The 23,999-nt window shown below is 60.6% G+C and carries 19 protein-coding genes; 7 read left to right on the top strand and 12 right to left on the bottom strand.

What is annotated here, in order from left to right:
• Window positions 1-37: 37 nt before the first annotated feature.
• The 7 genes from P5689_RS04440 to exbB all read right to left on the bottom strand — a co-directional run bounded on the left by P5689_RS04440 (window position 38) and on the right by exbB (window position 5,886).
• Window positions 38-604, bottom strand: coding sequence for a membrane integrity-associated transporter subunit PqiC (locus P5689_RS04440; protein ID WP_023979476.1), 567 nt, complete (start codon window positions 602-604; stop codon window positions 38-40).
• Complete coding sequence (locus P5689_RS04435) at window positions 601-1,563, bottom strand: MlaD family protein (RefSeq protein WP_023979477.1); 963 nt, start codon at window positions 1,561-1,563, stop codon at window positions 601-603. The genes P5689_RS04440 and P5689_RS04435 overlap by 4 nt, the downstream gene beginning before the upstream one ends.
• Window positions 1,560-2,354, bottom strand: a complete 795-nt coding sequence (locus P5689_RS04430; protein ID WP_031241291.1) for an ABC transporter ATP-binding protein — start codon at window positions 2,352-2,354, stop codon at window positions 1,560-1,562. Before P5689_RS04430 ends, P5689_RS04435 begins: the two co-directional genes overlap by 4 nt.
• A 3-nt stretch (window positions 2,355-2,357) precedes the next feature.
• Window positions 2,358-3,464, bottom strand: a complete 1,107-nt coding sequence (locus P5689_RS04425) for an ABC transporter permease (protein ID WP_031241292.1) — start codon at window positions 3,462-3,464, stop codon at window positions 2,358-2,360.
• Window positions 3,465-3,815: 351 nt separating this feature from the next.
• Window positions 3,816-4,679 (bottom strand): energy transducer TonB, encoded by an 864-nt coding sequence (locus P5689_RS04420; RefSeq protein WP_285532242.1) that lies wholly within the window; start codon window positions 4,677-4,679, stop codon window positions 3,816-3,818.
• Between the two features lie 17 nt (window positions 4,680-4,696).
• Window positions 4,697-5,131 (bottom strand): TonB system transport protein ExbD, encoded by a 435-nt coding sequence (exbD, locus tag P5689_RS04415; protein WP_023979481.1) that lies wholly within the window; start codon window positions 5,129-5,131, stop codon window positions 4,697-4,699.
• A gap of 2 nt (window positions 5,132-5,133) precedes the next feature.
• Window positions 5,134-5,886, bottom strand: coding sequence for a tonB-system energizer ExbB (gene exbB, locus P5689_RS04410; protein WP_023979482.1), 753 nt, complete (start codon window positions 5,884-5,886; stop codon window positions 5,134-5,136).
• Between the two features lie 139 nt (window positions 5,887-6,025).
• Here exbB and P5689_RS04405 point away from each other — a divergent pair, with 139 nt between their 5' ends.
• The 3 genes from P5689_RS04405 to P5689_RS04395 all read left to right on the top strand — a co-directional run bounded on the left by P5689_RS04405 (window position 6,026) and on the right by P5689_RS04395 (window position 8,542).
• Window positions 6,026-6,709 carry a Fe2+-dependent dioxygenase gene (locus P5689_RS04405; RefSeq protein WP_285532241.1) on the top strand — a complete coding sequence of 228 codons (684 nt, stop codon included), beginning with the start codon at window positions 6,026-6,028 and terminating at the stop codon, window positions 6,707-6,709.
• A gap of 184 nt (window positions 6,710-6,893) precedes the next feature.
• On the top strand, window positions 6,894-7,133 hold the full coding sequence (locus P5689_RS04400; RefSeq protein ID WP_285532240.1) for a hypothetical protein: 240 nt from the start codon (window positions 6,894-6,896) through the stop codon (window positions 7,131-7,133).
• 2 nt (window positions 7,134-7,135) lie between these two features.
• On the top strand, window positions 7,136-8,542 hold the full coding sequence (locus P5689_RS04395; RefSeq protein ID WP_285532239.1) for a hypothetical protein: 1,407 nt from the start codon (window positions 7,136-7,138) through the stop codon (window positions 8,540-8,542).
• Between the two features lie 11 nt (window positions 8,543-8,553).
• Here P5689_RS04395 and P5689_RS04390 read toward each other — a convergent pair whose 3' ends face one another.
• From P5689_RS04390 to P5689_RS04375, 4 genes are read right to left on the bottom strand one after another with little or no spacing between them, the layout of a single operon-like run.
• The gene (locus P5689_RS04390; protein WP_285532238.1) at window positions 8,554-9,303 is read right to left on the bottom strand and encodes an ABC transporter permease; all 750 of its coding nucleotides are present in this window, start codon (window positions 9,301-9,303) and stop codon (window positions 8,554-8,556) included.
• Window positions 9,303-10,121, bottom strand: coding sequence for an ABC transporter ATP-binding protein (locus P5689_RS04385; RefSeq protein ID WP_285532236.1), 819 nt, complete (start codon window positions 10,119-10,121; stop codon window positions 9,303-9,305). Before P5689_RS04385 ends, P5689_RS04390 begins: the two co-directional genes overlap by 1 nt.
• Window positions 10,118-11,431 (bottom strand): glycosyltransferase, encoded by a 1,314-nt coding sequence (locus P5689_RS04380; RefSeq protein WP_285532235.1) that lies wholly within the window; start codon window positions 11,429-11,431, stop codon window positions 10,118-10,120. Before P5689_RS04380 ends, P5689_RS04385 begins: the two co-directional genes overlap by 4 nt.
• Window positions 11,432-11,443: 12 nt before the next feature.
• Window positions 11,444-15,439: an amino acid adenylation domain-containing protein gene (locus tag P5689_RS04375; protein ID WP_285532234.1), complete on the bottom strand. Its 3,996-nt coding sequence runs from the start codon at window positions 15,437-15,439 to the stop codon at window positions 11,444-11,446.
• A gap of 550 nt (window positions 15,440-15,989) precedes the next feature.
• Between P5689_RS04375 and dhaL the strand changes: the two genes are divergently transcribed.
• Complete coding sequence (gene dhaL / locus P5689_RS04370) at window positions 15,990-17,822, top strand: dihydroxyacetone kinase subunit DhaL (protein WP_285532233.1); 1,833 nt, start codon at window positions 15,990-15,992, stop codon at window positions 17,820-17,822.
• Window positions 17,823-17,849: 27 nt separating this feature from the next.
• A complete protein-coding gene (locus P5689_RS04365; protein ID WP_023979491.1) occupies window positions 17,850-18,977 on the top strand; it encodes a zinc-binding dehydrogenase in 1,128 nt (375 codons plus the stop codon).
• Between the two features lie 57 nt (window positions 18,978-19,034).
• Here P5689_RS04365 and P5689_RS04360 read toward each other — a convergent pair whose 3' ends face one another.
• Complete coding sequence (locus tag P5689_RS04360; RefSeq protein WP_285532232.1) at window positions 19,035-19,877, bottom strand: PhzF family phenazine biosynthesis protein; 843 nt, start codon at window positions 19,875-19,877, stop codon at window positions 19,035-19,037.
• A gap of 146 nt (window positions 19,878-20,023) precedes the next feature.
• Between P5689_RS04360 and P5689_RS04355 the strand changes: the two genes are divergently transcribed.
• Together P5689_RS04355 and P5689_RS04350 are read left to right on the top strand one after the other, a co-directional pair.
• Window positions 20,024-21,358 (top strand): carbohydrate porin, encoded by a 1,335-nt coding sequence (locus P5689_RS04355; protein WP_285532231.1) that lies wholly within the window; start codon window positions 20,024-20,026, stop codon window positions 21,356-21,358.
• 430 nt (window positions 21,359-21,788) lie between these two features.
• Window positions 21,789-23,996, top strand: a complete 2,208-nt coding sequence (locus tag P5689_RS04350; protein ID WP_285533834.1) for a TonB-dependent receptor domain-containing protein — start codon at window positions 21,789-21,791, stop codon at window positions 23,994-23,996.
• The last annotated feature ends 3 nt before the right edge of the window (window positions 23,997-23,999 follow it).

Genomic DNA, 23,999 nt, shown 5'->3' with positions numbered 1-23,999 from the left:
CGGGGCGTCAGGGGCATCTCCCTGGTTCAGGCGGTCTTCAGCGTTGGGACAGCGTACTTGCGATGCGGTCAGCCAGTTGCTCGAACAGTTTCTGCAGCAGGGCCGCCTTGGCCGCATCATCGGCCACACTACCCTGCACGCTGAGACTGGTACGGCCCTGACGCGCCGGGCGGGCGTCGTCGCCAGGGAGATCGGTCCATGAGGCAAGCAGAATAGCCTTACCCTGCCTGGTCAGATCCATACGCTCGATCGTGATGCTCAGGCGTGACTCCGGGGTTTCCAGAGGGGAATGGGCCGTGATCGTGCGTTGCGGCCAGTCCTGCGAAAGGCGCGCCACGATCAGATCGGTCGCTGATTGCGACAGGCGGCTGGCCCAGCGCCCGTTGCTGCTGCGTATCAATCGGCTGCCATCACGGACCAGGATGTCCTGTGTATCCAGATAGTCCGGCATGACGATGCGCGGAACATAGACCACCGCCGTTCCCGTGCCTGCCGGTAAGGCCGTGCCCGGATCCGGGGCAATTGTATAGAACTGTACGGGCGCCGAGGCACAGCCCGTCAGCAGGCCCAGAGCGATGGCCGGAATAAGCTGGCGCGTTTTCATTGGCGGCGTCCTGTCAGCAGAAGTTGCGGGTTGCGCTCCACATCATTGGCAAAGCCGCGCAAAGCTGCAGCCGCCGAGGCAATATCGCGCAAGCTGGCATCCAGATTGGCGCGATCAATCGAGCGGGGTGAGGTCATGCCTTGCAGGTTCGACAGTGTCTTGTTGGCGGTCACCATGGTTTCGCGGCTGTTTTGCAGCAGCAGACGCAATTCCTGCCCGCGAGCAGTCAATTGATCAGACCCGGTCGTGGCCAGCCGGTCCACGCTGGCCAGGGTGCGCAGCAATTGCGGCTGGACGGCTGTGATCATGTCATGTGCGGCATCGAGTGTCGCGCGTGTGCTCTGCGATGTCTGTTGCAGGTTGTCGGCAAGGGCCGGCAGGCGTTCATCGAGCATTTCGGCCAGATGGTGCATGATGGCGATGGTTGCAGCCGCGTCATCGCTGAGCTTGCGCAAAGGCAGGTGGGTGATGGTATTGGTAATGGCCTGAATGGACGATTGGCGCGTCGGGATCTCGGTCTCGTTCGTGAGTTCGGGATGCAGGATTGCCGGCGTATCGGGCGAGATGTCCAGATCGATCTGCGACGTGCCCGTGACAAAGCTCTTGAGGTTCATCTCACCGCGCAGACCATGATCGACGAGGCTTTTCAGGCTCGGAAGATGGCCATGCTTCTGCCCGGCCACCAGAATGTCGTCGCGTCGCAGCGTGACATAGACCGGGATATAGGCCTCGCGGTTTTTCGGATCGTATTCGATGGCAATGCGATCGACCGCACCGACCTGAACGCCACGGAAATTGACCGGCGCACCCACAGAAAGACCGTTGGTTGACCCACGAAAGATCAGGACTGCCCGATCTGTATGGGTGAACGGATGGAAATTGCCGAAAAAGACAAAGGCCGCCACCATGAGGGCCATACCACCCAGCACGAATGCGCCGACAAGGGCTTGCCTGTTCATGAGGGGGATCCTTCTTCGTTGCGTTGCCGGTTCATGAAAGCATGGACCTGACTGTCGTCGCAGTGATCGCGCAGAAAGCGCGGCGAGCCGTGGGCGATGGGTCTTTTGGTGATGGCATCGAGAAAAATGCCATCGTCTGCGATACTGAACAGACTGGGCAGTTCATGGCTCACGATGACGATGGTCGCGCCCAGACCGTCACGCAGATTAAGGATGAGGTCATCCAGACGCGCTGAGGTGATCGGATCAAGCCCCGCAGAGGGTTCGTCGAAAAACAGGATATCGGGGTCGAGGGCCAGAGCGCGAGCAAGGCCGGCGCGCTTGCGCATGCCGCCACTGATTTCCGACGGTGCAAGATCGATGGCGTCGAGCAGGCCCACCAGAGCGAGTTTGAGCTCCACCAGCCGTCTGATGGCCCGGGCATCGAGAGAGGTGAACATCTGCAGGGGCAGGGCGACATTCTCGCCCACAGTCATCGAGCTCCACAGGGCACCGCTCTGGAACAGCACGCCAAAGCGGTGATTGATCTGCGTGCGATCGGCATCCGTGCCTTTCCAGTAGTCCTGCTCGCCAACCATGAAGCGGCCCGTAGTGGGACGCAGCAGGCCGATCATGCTTTTGAGCAGGGTGGATTTGCCGCAGCCCGAGCCCCCCATCACCGCGAAAATGCTGCCCCGCCGCACCGATAAATCGATATGCGACTGGATGACCTTGGGGCCGAAAGCGAGGGTCACGTCCTGCATTGTCAGGATGGCGGGAGCGGGGGGCTGTGTGTCTGTCTCATGGCTCATGGCTCAGACCCCCAGACTATTGGCGATGACAGCAAAGATGGCATCGAGCGCAATGACCCCAACAATGCCAATCACCACGGCCCGCGTTGCGGCAATACCGACATCTGCCGCCGATCGCCCGGCCTTGAGGCCGATGCGGCAGCTCGTCAGCCCGATGAACGCGCCAAACACGATGCTCTTGATGACCCCGAAGATGAACTGGCCGATGCCAAAGGCAATGACGGTCTGATGAAAATAGCCAAGGCTCGTGATGTCGAGCATCGATATGGCCACCACATAGCCGCCCAGCATGCCAATCAGGCAGCCATAGAGATAGAGAAACGGCATGGTGACAACGAGCGAGAGCACGGCGGGCAGGATGAGGTAGGATGAAACCGAGATGCCGAAAACCTTCAGCGCGTCGATTTCCTCATTGCCCTGCATGGTGGATATACGTGCGGCATAGGCCCCGCCTGTGCGTCCGGCCATGATGATGGCCGTCATGACCGCTGCCATTTCGCGTACGGTCGCAATGCCGACCAGACTGGCGACATAGATACCTGCGGCGAATTTCTGCAGCTGCACGGCACCGACAAAGGCCAGAATGGCACCCACAAGAAAATTGACCACACCGACGATCAGCAGGGCTGACGGGCCAGCACTGAACAGATCGGAAGACAGGTCACTGCGCCGCAGGCCAACACGCCGGAACAGTGAGCGGAACGCTGCCAGCGCCGTGCCTGAGGCCATACCGGCCACGATACCCGTCTCGGCAAGCACATCAATCGCTTTGCCCCCGACATGCTCGAGGAAAGGCTGGCGGGGTTTTCTCCTCGGTGTCGCGGGGCCAGCCTGATCAGGAAGCAGATCAAGCAATTGCTGCATCGGATGTGGCAGGGGTGTGGTGTCGAACATGCGCTGTGATGCATCGCACAGGCGGCGCACATCCCACAGAAACGCGATCAGCCCGGTGTCCCAGTCCGTGACGCCTGAGACATCGCAGGCCAGTGTGGTGGCCTTGCCCATCGGGGCGAGTGCCTCAACCGTGCAGTCAGGCAACGCTGAATCATGGCTGAGCCAGGATCCGGTCAGGACGAGTCGTGCCGGGAGAGATGCCACATCCCGCGTCATGCGATCAGGGGGCGGGATGATCTCGAACCGGCCGGTTGGCGTCTCACCTGTCGTGTCAGCTATTGGATGCGCGCTCGAGGCAGGCGACGTTTCACGGGTGTCGGGGGTATGACGCATCAGGCCGTCACGCTGTCCGGTTGTCTAAACAGGAGGCGTCTTGTCGGGGCCGTACCGGAGGCTTTTGGTTTGCTGCCATCATAAGAGTGTATTGTGAGGGCAAGACTGCGCCCGCGCAAGAACAGCGGGCCCCACCCGGGGGCAGGCTGCCCGATATGTGATCACTGCAGATCGTTCCATGTGGCGGTGGTCAGGTCGCTTACTTGCCCTGACATCCCGGTTCGGGCCAATCGATCAGTGTTCCTCCATATAGAATTCCACAGGAACGGTAAGGCTTAGCGTTGCACCCGATATGGTATCGGGCGGGGCAGGCAAAGGCTCGGCGCGCCGGACAAGCGCGAGGGTCTCGTCATCCAGCATGGCATAGCCGGTCGGTCTGACAAGACTGGCGGAGAGCACATGGCCTTTGCGGTCCATCGTAAAGCGCAGCATCACCGTTCCTTCCTGATGCTCGGCCTGTGCCTGTGCCGGATAGCGCTTGAAGCGTTCAAGCCGCGCCAGAAGACTGCCTTGCCAGCTTGCCTTGGCCTGCGACATTTCCCGCGTCGAAGGCGCTCCCTTGGCGCTGGTGGCCGATACGGTCGAAGGGGGCGCATCCGAAGGTGGGGGTGCGGTATTCGCTGTCGACTGCGTTGGCACGAGTGGAGCGACGTGGCGCGGTACGGGCGGTGTGGGCGTTACCTTGCGGCGCACCGGCGGCACCTTGATTTTGGCAGGCACCGGCACGGGCGGCAGGGGGGCGGGCGACGGAGGAGCCATGATTTCGGGAGGTTTTTCAGGCGCGGGCAGTTCCGGCGTGGCGACCTGAGGCGGCCCGGGCGGCCGCTCCTGGGGCGGCGAAGGAATACTGGCGGGCTCGGGTGCAAGATCGATGGCGATCGCAGCAGGCGGGGGCGCATAGAGAAGGGGCGGGGTTGCGCGCAGCGTCGAGGCTGCCCAGATCCCGAGACCCGTCAAGGCAAGGATGGCGAGTGCAGAGCAGCCACCAAGACGTCTTTGCCTCTGCCCCTCAAGCTTCTGATGAAGCTGGTAGACAGCGCGAAAGGACAGCATGTCTCCTGCTGCGGGTGAAGCCGCTGCCGGGGTGGCTGGCGCCATGCGATAACGCCTTGCGGTCACGGTTCGTCGCCCTCCTCCTGACCCTGCAGATTGACGAGCGCCACCTTCAGGAACCCTGCCTTGCGCAGCAGATCCATGGTTTTCATCAGCGTCTCGTAATCCACGGTCTTGTCTGCGCGCAGGAAGATGCGCTCATCCTTGTGGCCGTTCGTCAGGGTCACGAGGCGCAGGGGAAGCGCCTCATTGCTGATATCGTCCTCACCCAGAGCCAGGGATTTGTCGGCTTTCACCGTGACGAAAATCGGATTGGCCGGACGCGGGGCAGGTTTCTGGGTTGAGGAGGGCAGATCCACCGGAACGTTGACCGTGCTCAGCGGTGCCGTCACCATGAAGATAACCAGAAGCACGAGCATGACATCGATCAGCGGTGTCACGTTCAGCTCATGGGCATCGAGCGCCGTGTCGTCGGCATGACGCATACGCAGCGCCATGATCAGCGGCCGGCCTGCTCGGCACGCGGTGTTGCAAAGCGCAGCACCTGCCCACCGCCGCCCTGCACATGCAGGCGGCTCAGGTCGCGTGAGACGAGACGCAGGATGAGCGCGGTGAGATCACCCACCTGCGCCTTGCAGCCAAGGCACTGTCGCGACAGGAAATTATAGATCACGACGGCTGGAATGGCCGCCACGAGTCCCAGCGCAGTGGCAAGCAGGGCCTCGGCAATGCCGGGGGCGACCACAGCAAGGCTCGTGGCCTTCGTGGCGGCAATACCGGTGAACGAGGTCATGATGCCCCATACCGTGCCGAAAAGCCCGATAAACGGCGATGTCGCGCCGATCGTAGCCAGAATTCCCGTGCCGCGCATCAGGCGACGCCCTTCTGCGGCTTCCAGACGCTCAAGATGCAGCATGATGCGCTCTTTCAGTCCTTCGCGGTCTTCCAGCACATCGGCAGAGCGTGTCCATTCATTGGAGGCTGCGAGCAGCAGGGCGCGGACGATGCCGATATCAGGGCAGAGCGACTGGGACTCGGCAAGCGAGGCTGCATTTTCCAGCTTCAGTTCGGCCTGTGACAGTGCACGCCTGACACGCATGACCTCAACGACCTTGGCGACAAACACCGCCCAGCTGATCACGCAGGCCACGATCAGCAGCATCATGACGAAGCGCACGACGGGGCCGGCACCGAGGAACATTTCCCACGGGGTGAAGGGAAGTGAGGCGAGGTCGCCAGCGGGCGCAGCCATGAGGCTCTCCTGTTCATGTGAGGTGCGTACACCCCCATTCGGGGTTTTTGTTCTTGTTACGGGGTGTAACCAACCGCTCATTCCCTGTTAATCAGATTCATTCTCAATTACAAGAAGTCGATTGCACAGGAGAGCGCCCATGCTGGTTCACATTCCCAATGTCCTGACACCTGAAGAGCTGCGTCATTGCCGTCAGACGCTTGAGCAGGCGTCGTGGCTGGACGGCAAGGTGACCGCCGGGCAGCAATCGGCAAAAGCCAAGCACAACCTTCAGGTGCCTCAGGATTGCGAGGCCTCGCGCGAACTGGGCGAGATCGTGTTGCGGGCGCTGGGCCGGAACCCCGTTTTCAATAGTGCCGCCCTGCCGCTGCGCGTCTTCCCGCCGCTTTTCAACCGCTACGATGTGGGCATGAAATTCGGCGCCCATGTCGATAACGCCATACGCCCCATCCCCGAGAGCGGCTTCAGAATCCGGACCGATGTGTCCTCAACGCTCTTCATTACCGGGCCGGATGAATATGACGGGGGTGAACTGGTCATTCAGGACACTTATGGCGAGCAACGTGTCAAACTGCCCGCTGGTGACATGGTGCTGTATCCGTCTACCAGCCTGCATCGCGTGAGTGAGGTGACACGCGGCTCACGCTGGGCCTCGTTTTTCTGGAGCCAGTCCATGGTGCGCGACGATACGAAGCGTGCCCTTCTGTACGACTTCGACCGTTCGATCATCGAGACCCGCAAGGCTCTTCCCGATGATCATCCGGGTGTGCTCGGGCTGACCTCGACCTATCACAACCTGCTGCGTCAGTGGGCGGAGCTCTGAGCCACCACCCGTTCGCGCTGCTGCCTTGTAGGAGTAAATGAAGGAGAGGTGCTTTGCCAGCGAGGCTGACGCCCCGTCTGCTTCGTTTGTCTGAGAGGCAATTCAGGCGTGATATTCGGGGCTGGCCCCATGATGGCACTTGCCGTTATGTCGGGCGTTCCGGTCTCCTGAACCCGAGTGTGCCATGTCGTCCCGTTTTTCCCTTCACTGGCAACGTCTCCTGCTGGTGGGAGCCCCGTTCTGCGCGGTTCTGCTGCCCATGCCTTTTCTTTATGGGGCCTCTTGGCGCCTGCTTGGTGTGCCGGTGATCCTATGGTGGCTGTTTGCCTGTCTGCCGTTTACGACGCTCTGCCTTGCCCTTGCACTCCGGCCCATGGGGATAATCGCTGAGGATGTTGCACCTGTCAGAGGGGCAGAACGTTGAGAGTGGCGGGTTTCGTTCTCGTCCTCCTGCTCGCCCTGGGTTTGGCCTGCGCGCCGCTCAGAAGCGGCGTCACCCGTGACCCTCGCGCCTTTTTTGCCGCGCGAGGGCAGTTCGGCGTTGCGCTCTTCTTTCTGCTTTCAGTGGGCGAGACCTATTCGATCGGTTCGGTTCTGGGCTTTCCCGGAGGTATCGCCGCGAGCGGTTCCATCGACGTGGCATTGTGGTTTGTCGGGTATATCCTGCTCGCCTTCCCGGTCGGGATGGTGCTGTATCCCCGGTTATGGCGGGTGGGAAACCGCCTGGGTGCCATCACCTTGCCAGACCTGCTGGGGGGGTATTTCCGGAGTACGCTTGTCGGGCGTGTGACAGGCCTTGTGCTCGTTATTCTGATGCTCCCGCTGGGGACCATGCAGTTCATAGGGCTGGATGCGGTATTCTCGACCCTCGCCCTGCCTGTTTCCCCTGTCATGCTCAGTGCGTTCGCAGCATTGCTCGCGTTCCTTTTTGTGGCAGGTGCCGGATTACGTGGTGCGGCGCTGAGTGCGGCATTGAAGGATGGCCTTATCCTGCTCTCCATCGTCTGTGTGGCGTTTGCAGCCCTCCTAGCCTGGCCCCATCAGGCGACGCGCCCTCTCAACGTGGCGCTGCATGGTGCCAGTCCACATCCTTTTTCGACCTGTGTGATGATCATGAGCACGATCGTGACGCAGGCTTTCGGCTTTTGCATCGCGCCACAAACCGCTGCCGCCGTCTTTTCGGCCCGTGATCCGCAAACCATCAGACGGGCCCAGATCTGGATGCCGCTTTATATGGTGCTGTTTCCGCTGCTCGTCGTCATTGCGTGTTTCGGCCTGACCCATCCTGTCATCATGGGACGGCCCGACTCAGTCTTTCTCTCGGTAGCGTCGCATCTGCTGCCGGGTTGGGGTGTCGGGATCGTCTCAGGCGCGGTGGCCCTGACCGCGCTCGTCTGGCTCGGGGCGGTGTGTCTCAGCCTTGCGGCGATCGTCACCGGCAGTTTCACGCCGCATCTTTCTGCCCCTGCGCAAAAGCGCACGGGTCTGGCCATCATTGCGCTCTATCTTGGCCTTTCCGTGCTGACAGCTGCCCTGCATACCGCGCTGATCGTGACACTTAACCGGCTGTTCTATGTGGGTCTGGTGCAGCTCCTGCCCGCCGTGCTGCTTTGCGTGACGGGATATCGCGTTTCCCCTGCACGGCTGCTTGTTGCCCTGTTCCTCGGGCTTGTATCAGGTGGCGTGGTTTTCGCCTTGGGCTGGGGCCCCTTTGGTCTGAGTCCGGCTCTTTCGGGTTTGCTGATCAATGGTGCGATACTGTTTCAGGCCGGACTGCCGCGCAGGGATTATGTCTGGCACGGCGAAATGGGGAGGAAGGCCAAAGGCGCCTGATCGCTGAGGGGTCAGGGTCGAATGCGGGAGAACGCTATCTGGGCGGCAAGAGCCAAAAGAAGGGTTGTGACGCCGAGCACCGACAGGGACAGAAGCGGGTTCAGCAGAGCGTGGCCGGTCAGGGCGCCTCTCATGCCGTCAATGCCGTAGGTCAGCGGGTTGCTGAAGGCGAGCGCCCTGATAAGACGGCTTTGCCCTTCAAGGGGAAAGACAGCGCCGGAAAGATAGAAAAGCGGCGTCAGGATGAAATTGACGATTTGTGAAAAGCTCTGGGCATCGCTCATGACGGAGCCCAGCACCGAGCCGAAAAAGGCAAAGAGCAGAGCCAGAAGCAGGGCAAAGGCGAAGGCGAGCGCCAGATGGGCGGGTGAAGGGAGAGCACCTGCCAGTATCAGGCATATCACACTCACGATGATAGCCTGGATCAACGCGACACTTGCCACACCCAGCGCACGTCCGAGCAGGATCCAGTGTCGGGAAACCGGCGAGACCAGTGTTTCCTTGATGAACCCGAATTGCCTGTCCCATAGTAAATCCGCACCTGAATAGACCGTGTTGAACAGGATACCTGCGCCCACCACCCCCGGTGCGAGGAACGTGAAATAATCCCCTTCGCCCGCCTTGCGAAAAACCGGCGCAAAGCCCAGACCGAGGGCAACGAGAAACAGGAAAGGCTGTGCCAGCGCCGAAATCAGCCGGCCTCGCGCACGCAAGAAGCTCCTGATTTGCCTGAGCCATAAATTATAGATGACATCGATCATCAACGCGGCTCTTCCCCGGCGGTCAGAGAGAGGAAGCTATCTTCCAGCGAACCTTGCTGAGCGTGATCCATCACAGCGCTGACCGCGCCTTGGGTCAGGATGCGTCCCTGTTTGATCACAGCGACGCTCTGTGCAACGCGTTCGACCTCATCGAGATAATGGCTCGTCAGGAAAATGGTCGTACCCTGATGGGCCTGCAACGCCTGTAGATGATCCCACAGCACACGCCGTGATTGCGGGTCGAGCCCGAGAGTCGGCTCATCCAGAAAAATCAGGGCTGGGCGGTGCAGCAGGGATCTGGCGATCTCGACCCGCCGCTTGAGACCGCCACTCAGGGTCCTGACCATCTGCCGCGCGTGGTCCGTCATATCGAACAGGGTTAGCGCGTCTGCAATACGTGACGCCCTCTCGGCTCGCGGGATTCGATAGAACGCACAATGGATCCAGAGATTCTCCTGCACGGTCATGGCAGGGTCCAGGGTACATTCCTGGAATACCACGCCAAAATGGCGCCTGGCTTCCATCGGGTCATTGGCCAGATCGATGCCATTCAACAGGATGCGTCCGCTATCAGGGGGAAGCAGGGTAGTCAGCATCTTGATCGTGGTGGTCTTGCCTGCGCCGTTGGGCCCCAGAAAGGCGAAGATTTCACCGCGAGCGACCGTAAAATCCAGACCCGAGACAACCTGCCGATCCCCGTAGGATTTGACCAGCTTCTCCACCCTGATCACAGCCTGTGGCGCGCCTGCCATGCCCGAGGGCGCTGAGAGCACTGAGCGATCATGAGCTTGCTCGGTAGAGGGCGTGGCTGGCGTCAACGCGGTAATATCCCTGTGGTCAGGGTGGCACTCCGGGTTTCCTGCCTCAACAGGCCCCAGCCCTCAAGCGTGTCGATAGCGCTCTCGACACCCTGCTCTGCTTCGATCAGTGGACGCAATGAGGCAGCCTTGTCGCGCGGAGCGCGTGTTGTTGCGCGCCCGATGGCCTCGGCCAGTTTTTCGGCGGTGAGTGTCCTGCGCGACAGGCGCATCGGGCTGATACCGATAACCTTCAGGCGCCAGCTCCAGAAAAACTGGTCAGCCAGAAACGGTATGATCACCTGAGGCAGGCCGGCGCGCGTGGCAGCCGCCACCGTTCCAGCGCCCCCATGATGAACCGCAAGGGATACGCGGGGGAAAAGCCAGTCATGGGGGGCGTTGTCGATGAAAAAGATATCCCCCTCCTGGTCGGGCTTGAGGTTTTTGAGTGCCCCCCAGCCTGTCGCGACGATCGCGCGTCGCCCGGTCAGGCGCAAGGCCTTGAGAATGAGCGCGGTAAATTTCTCCGGTTTGCCGGTCATCATGCTGCCAAACCCGACATAGACCGGGGCCGGACCGGCGGCGAGAAATGCTTCCAGCTCCGGTGAGGGGCGCCAGCTTGTTTTCTGGTCGTAGAACCAGCTCCCGGTTACGGCAATGCGGTCACGCGACCAGTCAGCGGGTTGGGGCTGGATGTGCCGGCTGAAGGCATAAAGCAGATAGCGCCTGTTACCCGCGCTGTCCGTTTCGGACCACGGTCCCTTCCACCCGATGGGAGGCAGGGACAGCTCGCGACGCATGATCGCCACCGGAAAAGACATGAAACGCCAGATCAGGAATCGTGCCACATGGGTCAGCGCCTTGTGCAGGATACCGGGCAAGCGCAGGGCCGGGTTCGGCCACAGGGGAGGCACCCATTTCGACGGGGTCATGGGCATGAATTGCGCCTGAACGAACGCTATGCCCCGCCTCTGGGCAATCGAGGCTCCGAGTATCGTGCCGGAGCCCGATCCGATGACGAGTTCTGCCCCTTTCGTGGCTTCCATCGCCTGCCTGACCCAGAGAGGCATCCACCGACACAGGGCACGGGCGACCTGCCATCCCATGCGCAACTGGTTTCCCTTTTCCAGCACAGCATGTTTCTGTGTCATCAGATCGGCGAAATCGGACTCGATGGGGGCAAACCCGAGACCACCACCCCTTATGAGGGATTCGTGGCGCGCTGATGTGGCAATACAGACGTCGTGGCCCCGTCTGGCGAGGCCCTGCCCAAGGGCGACGAATGGACGCGCATCGCCCTGCGTACCGATGGTGAAGATCACGATTTTCATGGCGGCATCCGGTCAGGCTGCCGAGAGGCAGGATGCGGGCGTGCGGTCCTGCGCGAGGCTGATATTGATCCAACGCGCAACGGTCTCGACATGGCCGGGCAGCAGCATATCGCCATGACGGCAGTCAAGGTCATGGGCCGTGATATGGCCAGAGCTGTACGCCCTCCAGGCATACGGGTCGTCCGAGACGATCGTCACCTCGTTCTGGTTTCCCTTGTCCGCAGCCCTGAGGAACAGGATATCGGCATCATTGGGCGTCGGAACATGGGCGAGCAGCATCTCGATATTGCGTCTGGTAATCAGGCGCAGCTTCTCGGCAAGGCTGGTCAGGGCATTGAGGTCGATTTCAGGCAGATCCGGAAGCACCGTTGTGTCCAGCGTTTCCAGAAACAGATCGGCCAGGCCATCGAGCGTATCGGGCAAAGCTGCATCCTCGACCGGAGCGATCTGCAGGAATTGCAGGGCAGCGCGTATGGCCTGGGGGCTATCTGGCGCAAGGCTCTGATCCTGGAGCAGGCAGGGATAAGAATCGAGCATGGCCAGTAGGGCTATGTCCTCCCCCTCCTGTCTCAGGAGAGACGCAATTTCATGGGCAACAACGCCACCCATGGACCACCCGACCAAATGATAGGGGCCGTGCGGCTGCAGGCGCCGCAATTCGGCAACATAGAAGGCCGCCAGGGCAGCGAGCGTTGCGGGCGCATCGTCCTTCAGCAGGAGTCCGGCATCCTGCAGGCCATAGACCGGATGGGACTCAGAAAGGAGTGGGGCCAGCGTGTTGAAGTTCCAGCTCATGCCGATCACGGGATGAAAACAGAAGACCGGCGCGTTGTGTCCCTGAGCCCGTATGGCAAGGCATGGTGCAAGCGGGTCGCAGGTGACCGAGCCCCCTTCGAGCAGGGGAGCCAGAAGCGCAATTGTCGGAGCGGCAAAAACCTGCCCGACAGGAAGCGCGTAACCCTCGCGTGAGAGGCAGGCGATCATCTGTACGACCATGAGGCTGTCGCCGCCGAGTTCGAAGAAGCTGGTATGGATATCGACGCGTTCGAGCTCGAGCAGTTCGCCCCATAATGCGCTGAGCCTGCGTTCCGCCGGGGTGCGGGCTTCGGTGAAGGTTGTCGTCTCCGTCTCTTCACGCAGGGAGGCCAGCGCCGCCCGGTCGAGCTTGCCGCTTGTCATGCGCGGCAGTGTCTCGACGCAGACGATACGCACCGGGATCATCTGGGGGGGAAGGAGGCCAAGAAGGGTGCGTCTGATCTGTGAAGGGTCGAGCCTTGCGCCATGGGTCGCGGGTACGAGATAGGCGGCGAGGAGAGGCGCGCCGCGTGCAGGGTCTTTCTCGATCATCACGGCGGCCTGCAGGATTTCCGGCAGGCTGAGCAACGTACTTTCGATCTCACTGGGTTCAATACGCATCCCGCGTATCTTGATCTGCTGGTCGCCGCGCCCAAGGACGGTCAACGTCCCGTCATGTCCAATCGCCGCCCGATCGCCTGTGCGATAGGCCTTGCGTCCAGGTACCCCAAGAGGGTCGGGGATGAAGCGGCTCGACGTGAGTTCCGGCTGATTGAGATAGCCTGTGGCAACCCCGTCACCCGCAATCAGCAATTCGCCGACAATGCCATCTGGCAGAGGGGTTTGATCAGGCCCGATGATGTAAAGCTGTGTATTGGCCAGAGCATGCCCAGCGGCCGGCGTATCGGTTTCCTGAGGGTCGAGATGATGCGTTGTGGACCAGATCGTGGTTTCCGTGGGGCCATACAGATTATGCACCGCCCGGCCGAGATGCAGCATCTGGCGCGCCATATGGGCTGGCATCGCCTCGCCCCCGCTCATGAGCATCATACCCTGCAGGGCGCTGCTCTCGGCTGTGCCTAGCAGGGTCTGCCAAAGCGTCGGGGTCGCTTGCATGGCTGTGATGCCATGTTCCCGAACAAGGGCTGCCAGACGGCCTGGCTCGAGGATATCCTCGCGGCTGGCAATGACACAGGCACCGCCGGATGTGAGCGGCAGGAGCATTTCGAGCACGGCAATATCAAATGTCCAGGCCGTGACAGCCAGAAGTGTTTCCCGCGCGCTATAGGCCAGTCTTTCCGTGATGGCATGCAGGAAGTTTGTCAGGGCCTTGCGGGGAACAACGACCCCCTTGGGTCGCCCGGTCGTTCCCGAGGTATAGGTGACATAGGCCGTGTCATCCGGGACGGGCGAGGACGAGGCCGTTTTCCCTCGCGAAAGTCGCTGAAGCGTGGACGTCTCGCTCGTAAGAGCCCATGCGGTGTATTCTGCCGCCCAGTCGATATGGGCAGCGTCCGGCACAATGACGGCACTGGGTTCAGCATCTTCGAGGATCAGTTTTGCCCGTGCCTGGGGCGAGGCGATATCGAGGGGCAGCCATGCGGCGCCTGCCTGCAGGACAGCGGCAACAGCAAGGATCATGCGTCTGTCGCGTGGCAGGGCCAGAGCGACCAGCTTGCCCGGCCCTATGCCTTCTGCCCGAAGCTGTTCGGCCAGTGCACGGCTTTGTCGAAGAAATACCTCACGCGTCATCACGCCATAGGCATCGCTGACGAGGGGGCCGGAGCCATGACCGACCCCTTTGTCGATAAGCTTTGTCAGGGGAGTGGTCGGCCAGTCGCGGCGGGTCGTTCGGTTTCTGGCTTCCTGCGCGGCGCGTTCTTCTGGCGTGAGCAGGGACAGATGATCGAGCGTGGTATCCGGTACGTTAGCGATCTGTTCAGCCAGACGCAGGATCCGGGTCAGATGGGCATCCAGTTCATGGGTCGCGTAAAGCGCTGGATTGGCATCGCATTGAAAACACAGGCCAGCGCCGTCCTTGCGGTCGAAGACGAAGATGGTCAGGTCTTCCATCGCGCCATTGCTCAGATTTTCGTTGCGCGCGGTGATGGGACCGAAGGAGAGATTATAGTCGAAAGGCTCGATATTGATGCCGATACGGCTGATCTGGGTGGTATTGCTGAACAGCCCGAGATCACGTCGCATATCCTCGTACCGATATTGCTGGTGGCGTAACGCATTACGCATGGCCCGACGTGCCATGCCGACCAGGTCGGCAAAACTGGTTTTGGGTACGATCCTAAAACGCAGCGCTACAGCATTGGCGACCATGCCGGGCGTTTGTCTGAGCTGACGATTGGCGCGTGCACTGACGGGCATGCCCACGACAAGGTCGGATTGTCCGGTAACGCGATAGAGATAAGCCACGAGAAGGGCTGTGAGTGTCTGGGGGAGGGTCGCCTCCAGCGCACGGCCGATCCGGGTCAGACTCTCGGCGCGCTCATCCGACATGAAGGCGGCGCGGGTTATCGCGCCGCCAGCCTCACCACTGGGCGCACGTTGGGGGCGCAGCGACAACGAGACCGGCTCGGGTGCTTCTGAAAGCGCTTCGCTCCAGTAGGCTTTGTCCTTTTCGAAGCGTGGCGACTGCCGGTAGGCCTGTTCCTGCTCATGCAGGGTCGAGAGTGGCAGGAAAGCGGCCTCCGGGGGGGATATTCCGGCGTAGCGCGCGGTGTAGTGGGCTGCGACACGCGCCGCCACCATCCCGCCTGCAAATCCGTCCAGCACGGCATGATGACAGCAGTGAAACCAGATATGATACGTGTCGCTGAGCCGCAGTAAGGCGTTCTGCCACAACGGATCATGCTCCAGATCCAACGGGGCACGCAGGCGTTCAAGCATCCAGTCACGGGCGGACTGTTCCGGATCGGGCATGTCGTGGAACGCGATGACAGGACAGGCGACGGACCCTGGTGGGCGGATCGTGTAAACCGGCCCCTCTGGTTTCCTGACGATAGCGGTCCTGAGCGTCTCGGCCTCAGCCTGTACGCAGGTGAGTGCCTCGATGAAGAGATCTGTGCGGAGTGCTCCGCGAAGATGGATCGCTTCCGCAATATTCAGGCTCGATCCTGAAGGGGCTAGAAATTGCGTCATCCACAACCCGCGTTGTGCAGTGGTCAATGGCAGCGTCTCAACGCGGTTTTCGTGCAGCATCGTTCGGTGCCGGGGCCTCTTTTAGGTATTATTATTTCGGATGTGGCTCCGGTAACTTTTACGTATTCTCGGAGTGTTTTACAACAATCAATACTCCAAACGAAGCGTCACACCAGAACTTGATCGCCACTGGTGATCATGCTGCCGATACACGTATGGTCGCCGTATGGCCTCGGGGACGTGCAAACAGGCCAATAGTCGCTGATCATGTGAAAAAGAACGGATAGAGTCTTTCAAACCATGGCGCAGGCAGGCGGAATGGTCCGGAAGTGACACGAAATATCACATTTGTTCAGTTTGATCAGATGAATGTCGGGTGCTCGCGGTAGGCGACCCAAGGGCTCCTCAATGGACAACGTATTGACAAATAAACATAATAAACACGGAGCGCCGTAGTTCATATGCAGAAACGGTAATCAGGATTGCTCTGGTCCCACATAATAGGTAACGAATATCACTCTCGTTAGTGTGATTTCGTTCATAACCGCTGTTACGGTTATGGTTCTTGGGCACTTAGGGTGTTTTCCCGGCACACAGTATGGGGCCCATTATGGTTCATTCAATCGTTCACGCAGCGCATACCGGCCATGGCGATGGCGCTTCATCCCAGTCTCCCGCAGCACGGCCCAAGCTGGACCGCATCTTCAACGACCCCGATGGTGTGGTCGAAGACGGTGTGCGCGGCGCACTTCTCGCCCATCCCGACATCATTGTCGAAACGGCCAATCCGCGTGTCGTCAAGCGCGCCAAGACCATGGGCCGTCGCAAGGTCGGCGTGATCACGGGTGGCGGTTCGGGCCATGAGCCGGCTTTCCTTGGCTATGTCGGTACGGGCCTTCTGGACTCGGTTGCCATTGGTGAGATCTTCTCTTCTCCGACGGCTGTGAGCTTCCTCGACGCCATGAAGGAAGCCGATATGGGCGCTGGCGTAGCCTGCCTGTTTGGCAACTACGCGGGTGATACGATGAATGTCCGCATGGCGGCGCGTGATGCGCAGCAGGCTGGCATCAAGGTCGAGACCGTGGTCGCTACCGATGACGTTGCGTCGGCCCCGGCAAGTGAAGCCGAGCGCCGCCGCGGTGTTGCTGGCGAAATCCTGATGTGGAAAGCCGCCGGTGCGCGCGCCGAAGAAGGCGGCTCGCTGGATGAGGTGATTGCCGTGGCCCGCAAGGCCATTGCCAATACCCGCTCCATCGGTGTCGGCCTCACGCCCTGCACCATCGTTGCCAACGGTCATCCGAATTTCTCGATCGAACTCGGCACCATGGAAGTCGGTATCGGCCATCATGGCGAGCCCGGCGTGTCGGTTCAGGAGCTCGGCCGCTCGCGCGATATCGCCAAGCTGATGCTTGAGCACATCCTGCCCGACCTGCCCTTCACCAAGGGCGACCGCGTGACGGTGCTGCTCTCGGGTCTGGGTGCCACCCCGATCATCGAACTCTATGTGCTGTACGCTGATGTTGCCGATCTCCTGAAGGAGAAGGGCATTGAGGTGGCGCATCGCTTCGTTGGCAATCTCTTCACCTCGCTCGAGATGAAGGGCGCTACCCTGACGATCATGAAGACCGATGAAGAGCTGGATCGCCTGATGGCCGCTCCCGCCGAATCCATTGGTCTGGTGCGCGTCGGTGCCGGTGCGGCACAGGTTCAGGCTGCTGAAGCGCCGACGGCCAAGGCCGACCCGGTCGAAGCACTGGTCAAGACCGCGACGGGCGAGAAATACGTGCCCAAGAGCGGTATTCCCGTCGCCGAAACCACGAAGGTCATCTCGGCCCTGGTCGATGCCATCGTCAAGGCACGTGACTGGCTGAGCGAGATCGACGGCAAGATCGGCGATGGCGATCACGGCATCAACATGGCCAAGGGCTTTGCCCGCTGCGGTGATGCGCTGGGTGCCAACCCGCCGGTCATGGAAAAGGGCCTCGATGCCCTGTCTGACTCGCTGATGGCCGGTATCGGCGGCTCGATGGGCCCGCTTTATGGCCGTTTCTTCGAAGGCATGGCGATCCCGCTGCGCAATGTCGAATTCCTTGATGGCAAGCTCTTCGCCCAGATGCTCGATGGGGCGCTGGCCGGGATCAACAGCCTGGGCAATGCCCGCGTAGGTGACAAGACCCTTGTCGATACGCTGCAGCCTTCTGTTGAAGCCTTCCACAAGGCACTGGATGACGGAAAGTCGTTCGAGCAGGCCCTGATTGCGATGTCGGAAGCGGCAGAACGCGGTCGTGACTCCACAATCGATCTGGTGGCCCGTATCGGCCGCGCCAGCCGACTGGGCGAGCGTTCACGCGGCGTGCTCGATGCCGGTGCAACCTCCTGCTGCCTGATCCTTCAGACGATCGCCAAGGAACTCGTGGTTCCGGCGCGTAACCACAACGCCTGATACGCCACGAACCGAAAGACCAAGACCATGAACAAGATTGTTACGCCTGACCTGGGTGCCCTGCAGAAAGAAGCAGCCAGCGCCGCTCTGCCGGAAAAGATGATGGCCGTCGTCGCCTACGAACCCGGCGATTATCGCTGGGAAGAGGTGGATGTCCCCCGCGCCGGTCCCGATGATATCATCATCGAAGTCGAAACCGTTGGCATCTGCGCCGGTGACATCAAGTGCTTCCTGGGCGCCCCTTCCTTCTGGGGCGACAAGGAACAGCCCCGCTACGTCAAGCCGCCGATGATCCCGGGCCACGAATTCATCGGGCGCGCTGTCGAAATCGGCGAGAACCTGCGCGGGCAGTACAAGGTGGGTGACCGCCTGATCAGCGAGCAGATCGTTCCTTGCGACGATTGCCGCTACTGCAAGGGCGGTCAGTACTGGATGTGCGAGCGTCACGACCTGTACGGTTTCCAGAACAACACCAACGGCGCCATGGCGAAGTACATGCGCTTCCCCAAGACGTCGCGCACCCATCGCGTTCCCGAGGACATGCCTGCCGAGGCGGCTGCCCTGATCGAGCCCTATGCCTGCTCCGTTCACGCTGTGAACCGTGCGAACATCCAGCTCGATGACGTGGTGGTTCTGGCCGGTGCCGGTACGCTGGGTCTGGGCATGGTGGGCGCTGCCCGCCTGAAGAACCCGAGCAAGCTGATCGTGCTCGACACCAAGCAGGACCGTCTGGATCTGGCCAAGAAGTTCGGCGCGGATATCGTGATGAACCCGCTTGAAGAAGACGTGGTGGCCAAGGTCAAGGAACTGACCGGTGGCTATGGCTGCGATGTGTATATCGAAGCAACCGGCCATCCCTCGAGCGTTCGTCAGGGCCTGCACATGATCCGCAAGCTCGGCCGCTTCGTCGAGTTCAGCGTGTTCGGCGATGAAGTGACCTGCGACTGGTCCATCATCTCCGACCGTAAGGAGCTGGACGTGCTCGGCGCCCATCTGGGCCCGTATTGCTACCCCTTCACCATTGCCGCCATTGCCGATGGTCGTCTGCCGGTCGAGGGTGTGGTGACCCATTCCCTGCCGCTGGACCAGTGGAAGGAAGGCTTCGACCTGATGAAGAAGGGCGACAAGTCCATCAAGACGGTCCTGATCCCATAAGATCAAGCCTGTTTCAGGTGAGAAAGGCGGTTCCGAAAGGAGCCGCCTTTTCTGTTTTCAGAGTGTCAGCGTGCCTGCAATGCGTGGCGTCACAGTTCCCCCGACCCAGATCGTCTCCCCGTTCTTGACGATTGAAACACGGCCATTGCGGCCCATGGCAGTACCCTGGCTCGCGATATAGTTCTCTGGGGCTGCTCCCTTGCCAATCATCCACTGGGCCATGGCGGCATTGAGACTGCCGGTCACCGGGTCCTCAAATCCCTGGTTCTGGCCGACAAAGGCCCTGATCTCGAAGGCAGCGCCCGTCTCATCATGGTCTTCCTGCCAGGGCGCTACGATCCCGTAGAGATTGTCGCCCATTCCCGACCAGTCAGGCTTGACCGAGAGCACATCCTTGCGTTCACGAAGGAAGAGAAGCTGCCAGGGTGGGCCATTATCCCCCCAGGCAGCATCCAGGATATCATCGGGAGCAAGGCCCAGCGCCGCGCAGGCGGTATTGCGCTCCTCGATCGTCAGGGGGGTGGCCCGTCGCCTCGGTGGGGCTGCGAAGGCAAAACGTGTGCCATCGACCCGCACGCGCACCAGCCCCACACCACATTCCTGCACGATGGTGCCATCATGGGTGTTGCCGGGGAGGGAGGCCCATACGAAGGCTGTGCCGAGTGTCGGGTGCCCCGCAAAGGGAAGCTCACCGCCGGGCGTGAAGATACGCACACGATACGAGGCCTCGGGCGTCGTGGGGCGCAACAGGAAGGTTGTCTCGCTCAGATTGGTCCAGTTGGCGATGCGGGCCATCAGCGCATCATCAAGGCCATCGGCATCCAGAATGACCGCCAGGGGATTACCGGCGAAGGGCGTGGCGGCGAAAACATCGACCTGCCGGAAGGGATGGTCGCTCATGTTCGACCCTTTCGTAGAGCGGGTGGGACAGAACACAAGCGTAACAGACAAAACATTGCTCAGGCCAGCCCGGCCGAAAATCGCCACAAACCGCCGCTTGAACCACGGAACGATAGAGAGGACCTGAAGGCAGGAGGAGCACAACCATGAGAGGAGTGTCTAAACTGGGCGTTACGCTCGGGGTCAGCATCATCATGGGTCATGCCGGGATTGCGCGGGCTGATTCTCTTGCCACGCTCGGTAGTCTCTCGGCGTTACGCGAGCACGGCGTGATGTTTCACGTGCAGCATACCAACGAGACGCAAGCGATGCTCGGCTCCCCCACGCCCGGGCTGGGGCTGGAGAAGGGCGTCGGCAATGTCGGTATCTTCACCTATGGCAGCGATATCGACTGGGAACGTCTGGCGGGCCTGCAAGGTGTCTCGACGCATATCATTCTTGCCAGTGGCTATGGCAGCCCGACGAGCCACAAATTCGGAGATTTCCTGAATCCGAGCCAGGCCACCTATGGCGGTGTCGGCAATGTCGTGATTCATCTGGTCTCGGCCTATGTTGAAAAATCCATGCTGTATGACCGGGTGAGCGCGGCTGTGGGACGCATGACGTTCCTTTCCGATTTCTCGGCCAATCCGCTCTACTGCAATTTCATGAACGGCGCTTTTTGCGGCAATCCGCGTGCAGCATCGGATAACAAGGCTCATGCGCCATTCCCCATGTCGAACTGGGCGACACGGGTGCGGGTGCAGATTACCGATGAGATGGCCATCAAGACCGGTCTCTACCTGACTGAAACCGAGGCAATCTATACGCACCATCAGACACGCACGGGCTTCAAGTTCAACGGCGCCACGATGGATGGCATGGCCCTGCCGCTTGAGGTGAGCTGGACACCCGCCTTCGGGCCGAGGAAGGGCCTGTCGGGTCTTTACAAGCTCGGCTTTGTTTACGACACGGCCCGTCATGACAGCCGTTTCGAGGGCATGGGGGGGCAGAACCTCTATCTGGTCAGCGCATCGCCACGCCTGATCAAGGGGGCATGGTCGGCATGGGTCATGGCGGATCAGATGGTCTGGCGCTTCAAGGGGCGAGGTCGCGATGCCGGGCTGACCCTGCTGGGGGCGGCTTACTGGAACGCGCCACGCACAGCCTTGCGCAAGGCCCAGTATTCTCTGGGGTTGTTCATGCGTGGCATGATCGCCTCCCGCCCGAGCGATGCCATCGGGCTTGATATGACGGTTATTCAGGTCTCACGCGCTGCGCGCCGGGCGCAGCTGGCCGCCTATGCGCAGGAGGGGCGTTTGCGGGGGCATACTAGGCGACCTCAGGATTGGGGGGGCATCATCGAGGTGTTCTACCAACTGCATATCTGGCGTGGTGTCTCGATTGCGCCTGACATCCAGTATTACATCAACCCGGGGCTTCAGCCCGGGCTGCGGAACCAGCTTCTGATGGGCGTCAAGACTCATATCGAGTTTATTTGACACAATGAACTCTGCCTCGCGTGAAGCAGGCGCACCTTGCCAGGCAAGCCTGCTCGCGCTGTGCCGGCGAAATGTTGCTGAAAAAGCACATATCTGGTCCGAGTTAAGAAAGATTTTAAGAATCGTTTGCATCTGAGTGTAACTTGACCGAAACACAGCGTCGAAGGCCAAGCGCTGCGATTCTGAGTATTGATCCCTGCATGGGCAGGTAATGGACGGACATTCTGGAATTATATCTAGGTGTGTCAAAACATTTCAGGTCGTTTTGTGCCTCGCTTTCGCTGTCAATAACGGATTTCTGGTGAGTCGTATGCCTGAAGACTGCACGTTCCCTTGTGGAACGCTGAATAATAGCGCCCCCCGCACAGTGGTATCCGGTAGTTACTCAGGCAAACAGAAACGTCTTCTGCTGCTGGCGCTCACGGCCGGTATGGGTCTTGGCGCTGCCGAGGACGCTGAAGCGCAGGATGCGGTGACGACAGATCACAAGGCGAGTGATGGTCAGTCCATCGCGCTGCCAGCCGTGCGCGTGCATGGCAAGGAGCAGATCAACACGCTCAACACCAACACGACGACGCTCGATATCGGCCGTATGCCCGATAACGTGCGTGAAACGCCCCAGACGGTCAGCGTCGTGCCAAAGCAGCTGATCGAGGAGCAGCGTCTCTTCACGCTCGATCAGGCGCTGTCCAACGTGCCGGGCATCACCATGTCTGCCGGTGAGGGCAATGGCGGCATGAACGGCAACCAGTTCCGTATTCGTGGCCAGCAGGCACGTGGCGACATCTATGAGGATGGCCTGCGCGATTTCGGCAATTATGTGCGCGACGTTTATAACACCGAGAGCGTCGAGGTGGTGAAGGGACCGTCTGGCGAGTATTTCGGTGCCGGCAATGTGGGCGGCGTCATCAACCAGACGCTCAAGAAGGCGCATAGCGGCAACGCTTTCGGGGCTGATCAGTCCTTCGGCAGCGGCATGCAGTATCGCGGCTCGGCCGATGCCAATTACGAGATCAATGCCCATACCGCCCTTCGCGTGAACGGCATGTACAACAAGCAGATGGTGGCAGACCGCAACAATGTCCGCACCGATCGCTACGGCGCTGCTGCCGATCTGGGTGTCGGGCTGGGCACGAAGAACACCTGGCATTTGAATTATCAGTGGCTCGGCAGCCGCGGTCGTCCCGATTACGGCGTGTCGATGATCCAGATTGGCAAGACCTATCGTCCGATCACGGAATACGGCCTGCCACGTGACACGAATTATTCGCGCAATTTCGACCGCGACATGGGCAATGTGCACATGGTCACCTCGAAATTCGCGTCTGTGCTGTCCAAGTGGCTGACCCTGTCGAACGACACCCGCTACTCGCATTACACCCGCAATTTTGCAGCGACGACGCCCGCAGCCTGCTCAGGAGCGTGCGCAACCTCCTTCCTGGCTGGCGGCAATCCGACACTGGCTTATGGCGCCGGTGGTGGCATGGGGTATGATCAGGCCGGCTGGGGCGTGCAGAACGTCAGCATGGCCCATTCCAAATTCCGGACCGGCTTCATGCATCACGACATCCGTGCTGGTGTGGACATCAATTACACCAAGGATGACCGTCTTTACGGCACCTGGATCAACCGGGTGAACAACCAGCAGATCCGTACGCCGCAATTCGAATATCCGGGCACCATGCTGACCTTCCCGGCAACGGGCAGCCGCACGGCGGATTTCCGCGATCTGGGCCTGTTTCTGGCAGACAAGATCCACCTGACCAAACAGATCTCGGTCTATGGCACGGTGCGCTGGGACGATTACCGCTCGACCTATTGGAGTGCGGCGCAATCCTCGATTGGCGTGCAGAAGCAGAAATCGAACAAGTTCAGCCCGTCCGCCAGCCTGATGTACGAACCGCTGGAGAACACGACCTTCTACTTCACCTTCTCGCAGTCCTATAAGCCTGTGGGTACGGATGTTTCCTCACTGACCATGAGCTCGACAAGCATCGGCGACGTGGCGGCCAATGGGCGCGACCTCAAGCCGCAGCGTAGCGACCTGTATGAACTGGGTGGCAAGGCCGATTTCTTCAACAAGCGCCTTGGCGTGACTGGCGCGATCTTCCAGATCGAGCAGAACAACTCCTTCACCTATGACGATGACGGCAACATCATCACCGGCTTCCAGGATGCAGGCTCCGGTCGTCGCATTCGCGGTCTTGAAGTCAGCGCCACAGGCAAGTTGACCCACAACTGGGAGATCTATGGCTCCTACGCCTATATGGGTGGCAAGGTGACGAACAGCGCGCTTTATGGCGGCAATCGTGCACCGCAGCTGCCTGCGAACAGCCTGTCGGTCTGGAGCACCTATGATGTGTCCAGTCTGGTCCTGAAGCCCAATAACGGCAAGCTGCAGGCTGGCGGTGGTGTGCAGTATTCGTCGGGTTACTGGTCCAACGAAGGCCGTACAGGGCGTATGCCGGATAACGTGTCGCTCAATGGCATGATTTCCTACGACATTTCGCACTACCATGTTCAGTTCAACGCCAATAACCTGACCAATCATCGCAACTACGCCTCGGCCTTCTCGACCTCGCGTGCTGTCCCGCTTTCGGGTCGGACATTCCTCGGTTCGGTCGGTCTGCGCTTCTGAGCC

It is taken from the genome of Asaia sp. HumB, from assembly GCF_030263835.1.
Lineage (GTDB): Bacteria > Pseudomonadota > Alphaproteobacteria > Acetobacterales > Acetobacteraceae > Asaia > Asaia bogorensis.
The sequence above is the reverse complement of the archived record's forward strand: the minus strand, read 5'-3'. Positions and strand labels throughout refer to the sequence as shown.

Coding starts and splice junctions, on each gene's coding strand:
- P5689_RS04365 (WP_023979491.1), top strand. CDS start 17,850: ATGAACAAGATTGTTACGCCTGACCTGGGTGCCCTGCAGAAAGAAGCA.
- P5689_RS04425 (WP_031241292.1), bottom strand. CDS start 3,464: ATGACGCGGGATGTGGCATCTCTCCCGGCACGACTCGTCCTGACCGGA.
- P5689_RS04355 (WP_285532231.1), top strand. CDS start 20,024: ATGAGAGGAGTGTCTAAACTGGGCGTTACGCTCGGGGTCAGCATCATC.
- P5689_RS04380 (WP_285532235.1), bottom strand. CDS start 11,431: ATGAAAATCGTGATCTTCACCATCGGTACGCAGGGCGATGCGCGTCCA.
- dhaL (WP_285532233.1), top strand. CDS start 15,990: ATGGTTCATTCAATCGTTCACGCAGCGCATACCGGCCATGGCGATGGC.
- P5689_RS04435 (WP_023979477.1), bottom strand. CDS start 1,563: ATGAACAGGCAAGCCCTTGTCGGCGCATTCGTGCTGGGTGGTATGGCC.
- P5689_RS04350 (WP_285533834.1), top strand. CDS start 21,789: ATGGGTCTTGGCGCTGCCGAGGACGCTGAAGCGCAGGATGCGGTGACG.
- P5689_RS04400 (WP_285532240.1), top strand. CDS start 6,894: ATGTCGTCCCGTTTTTCCCTTCACTGGCAACGTCTCCTGCTGGTGGGA.
- P5689_RS04420 (WP_285532242.1), bottom strand. CDS start 4,679: ATGGCGCCAGCCACCCCGGCAGCGGCTTCACCCGCAGCAGGAGACATG.
- P5689_RS04405 (WP_285532241.1), top strand. CDS start 6,026: ATGCTGGTTCACATTCCCAATGTCCTGACACCTGAAGAGCTGCGTCAT.
- P5689_RS04390 (WP_285532238.1), bottom strand. CDS start 9,303: ATGATCGATGTCATCTATAATTTATGGCTCAGGCAAATCAGGAGCTTC.
- P5689_RS04430 (WP_031241291.1), bottom strand. CDS start 2,354: ATGAGCCATGAGACAGACACACAGCCCCCCGCTCCCGCCATCCTGACA.
- P5689_RS04360 (WP_285532232.1), bottom strand. CDS start 19,877: ATGAGCGACCATCCCTTCCGGCAGGTCGATGTTTTCGCCGCCACGCCC.
- P5689_RS04375 (WP_285532234.1), bottom strand. CDS start 15,439: ATGCTGCACGAAAACCGCGTTGAGACGCTGCCATTGACCACTGCACAA.
- P5689_RS04440 (WP_023979476.1), bottom strand. CDS start 604: ATGAAAACGCGCCAGCTTATTCCGGCCATCGCTCTGGGCCTGCTGACG.
- exbD (WP_023979481.1), bottom strand. CDS start 5,131: ATGGCGCTGCGTATGCGTCATGCCGACGACACGGCGCTCGATGCCCAT.
- exbB (WP_023979482.1), bottom strand. CDS start 5,886: ATGGCTGCGCCCGCTGGCGACCTCGCCTCACTTCCCTTCACCCCGTGG.